This window comes from Okeania sp. SIO2F4 (assembly GCF_010672385.1).
Lineage (GTDB): Bacteria > Cyanobacteriota > Cyanobacteriia > Cyanobacteriales > Microcoleaceae > Trichodesmium.
Window position 1 is genome coordinate 1 of the sequence record NZ_JAAHGT010001058.1, and the last position, 3,139, is coordinate 3,139.

The following is a 3,139-nucleotide window of genomic DNA, read 5'->3' on the forward strand; positions in this document are numbered from 1 at the left end:
TGTTTCTATCAAAATTTTGGTCGGAAAATATCTATTATGAATAATTAAAATCTTAGTTTTGATAGGAGTCAAACAAAATGACTTTTGAGGAAATGCCAAAAATTATTCAAGAAATGTTAGCTGTTGAAAGAGAACTGCAAAATACTCAGTTAAGGATCGAATAAAAATCTCAACGAGAAAGGGAGAAAGCTGAAAGACAAAGAGAGAATATTAGAGTTTTGCGAGAAGATATTAACCTATTACTTCCAGGAACTGGGCAACTTCTATAAATATCTAATCGCTCCTGTTAGACATATCCAAAAATTGTTTAGTTCTAGTATTACTGGTGAATCAGAACGTCTAGATTTACAACAAGAAATTAATAGATTAAAACAACGGGTTGAACGATTAGAAAATTCTGATAGTTAAATATATTTGGGAGTTATGAAATGAAGCGATCGCTATTCCCTTAATCTAGTTAATTTAGTTTCTGTCAAAATTTTTGTCGAAAAATATCTATGATTAATAATTAAAGTCTGAGTTTTGATAGGGGTAAAACAAAATGACTTTTGAGGAAATGCCAAAAATTATTCAAGAAATGCTAGCTGTTTAAAGAGAACTGCAAAATAGACAGTTAAGGATGGAAAAAAAATCTCAACGAGAAAGGGAGGAAGCTGAAAGATAAAGAGAAGAATCTCAACGACAAAGAGAAGATATTAGAGTATTGCTTCAGGGAACTGGGCAACTTATAGAAATATCTAATCGCTCCTGTTAGACCTATCCAATAATTGTTTAGTTATAGCATTTATGGTGAATCAGAACGTCTAGATTTACAACCAGAAATTAACAGGTTAAAACAACGGGTTGAACGATTAGAAAATTCTGATAGTTAAATTTATTGTGGAGTTATGAAATGAAGCGATCGCCGTTACTAATTTTGAGAAAGAAAGATGCCAGACAAATCCCCTTTACCAAAATAACTTTAGAATTCTCAATTCTCAATTCTCAATTCCTTATCCCTGAATATAATGATCGATAACTTTCATAATATTAACGCCTGTTAATTTCACATAATTATCCATATATTTAGTACCAGGAGTAAGCACTGGCAAATTTTTCCTATAAATAGGCAGCCAAAATTCACTATTTATACTCCAACTTCTGAGAGTCTTTTGATTATTTTCCAGATAATTTTGAATTAGATATTCATAGACAAACTGTTTTCTAATACTTCTACTTTTAATTTCTTCTCGGTTTCCTGGATTTAGATAATAGTCAAAGTTAGCATATTTAATATCAATGATTTGGATAGAAATTTTGCTCATAATTTTTTTTAGGAAGTTGCCAAAGCTTTGATTAATTTCTTTGAGAGACCGAAGTCTATCTTTATCCCGAAATAATGACAGATAAAATATGTTTTCTTTGAGCAGAGATTCAGACCCCAATACATAATTAATGAAGCGTTGAAAAAATCTGTGGGGGGATAAGATGCCAAATTTCAGAGCCAGATAAAATACATGATTCAAATTTTCCATCATTTGTAATTGTTCGAGATTAAAATCATCCCAAATTTCCCAGTAAGAATAAAACTGATTTGGCAAAGAATGAACCTTCAGTATTTCTCCCTCAAGTTTGCAGAATTTAGCCAGCTCATTAAAGGTATGATTTTCGAGTTCTGGGTTTTGGTGAACAGAGGCAATTTTTAATTGATATTTATTACATTTGAAGCTGGTGTAGTAGCGTAGGTCATTCCAATTTTTGACTTTTTCAATTTTATATGAAGTGGTACATGAAACTAAATCTATAAATCCTGAGTTTGAGTGGTTATCTTTAGTCTGAAATGAAAGAATTACAGCATCGGGAAAAATATCTTTACCGTTGACATAGAAAATATTGCTCAGATCGATAATTCTGTTTTTGTAGCTCAAATGAGCAATTATTTCTGAGGCAATATATCGACTATTTAGATAAGAGATAAAACATGAATTTGTCTGTTTGAGCAAATAAGTTAAACAAATTCCCTCCCAGACACTATGAAAATTATTAAATCCCCAGATTTTGCCGTCTTTTGTGTCATCCAACTCCCCGAATAAAAATTTCTCAATTGCATCATAAAAATCCCAATAATCTATATCTTTCAACGGCGTATATTTATCAATTGTTTCTAAAGCATCTCGTAAAGTCTCAATAATTGATGGATAATTAGTTTCGCTAAACAAGCTATATTCATCCCCAATATATTTTTCTCGAAACCTAGTAGATAAAGTAGCAATTTCGGGATTGACATTTTCCCCTAGTTTTTGCTGAATCTCACTAAATAGATAACAATACATTTCCACAATATCAGATGCTTCATAAGATATTTGTTGCCTAGGTGTGTCAATGGATTCTATAAATATTGCACCATTGTTTAGGAAAATCGCTTTATGAAGATAGCGATGAATTTTACTATAGTCTATAGTTTCAGATTTACTGAGACGGGAGACAAGTGCTAATATTTTCAACTCATCGTAGATATCTAAAATATTATCTAAGGCATCAATTTTGCTATAAAAAATACTTTCTTGATTATCGTTGACGACAACTTCTTTTCCAACTTCCTGTTGCAGTACACCGTCACGGTCATTAACTTTGATATTTTTCTGTAAATATCCTTTTTCTTGATAGATTTTCTGGATGATTTTCAGAAGTTTATAGAGTTTGAAAAACAATTCACATTTAAAGTCAAATATATCAATATTTGGATCGTCCTGAGTAAATCCTTTTGGTAAATGAAAAATTAACTTACCTCTCTTTTTTTCTATGCCGACAAAAGAATATTTAGGGTTGACTTGAGATTTGATTTCGGCAAAATTTATCATTTTTGTCAGGAAGGAGGAGGAAAGATAGAAGAAGTAAAACGGATAAATAAATTTAGGGAATAAGAGCAAGTCGAAATAATTAGTGATTATAAGACTAAAATACTCATTCACTCATGGCATTAATCAAACATGAAACTAGGTGAAAAATTTTATATCAATTTCCCAAAATATTACTACAAAATATGGGGTTGCTGTTAGGAGTTAAGAATTTCGTAGGAGTTTGGTCTCCAAAACCTCTTCAAACCTCCAAACCGCCAAAAGTATTGACTGCTAAATCTAAGACTAGGCAGAAATTCTTA

General features: G+C 31.2%; 1 protein-coding gene. It reads right to left on the reverse strand.

All coding sequences use genetic code 11. The annotated features are described in order from the left end of the window. Positions 1 to 992: 992 nt before the first annotated feature. Complete coding sequence (locus F6K22_RS36995; RefSeq protein ID WP_293109727.1) at positions 993 to 2,840, reverse strand: hypothetical protein; 1,848 nt, start codon at positions 2,838 to 2,840, stop codon at positions 993 to 995. Positions 2,841 to 3,139 lie beyond the last annotated feature (299 nt).

Coding starts and splice junctions, on each gene's coding strand:
- F6K22_RS36995 (WP_293109727.1), bottom strand. CDS start 2,840: ATGATAAATTTTGCCGAAATCAAATCTCAAGTCAACCCTAAATATTCT.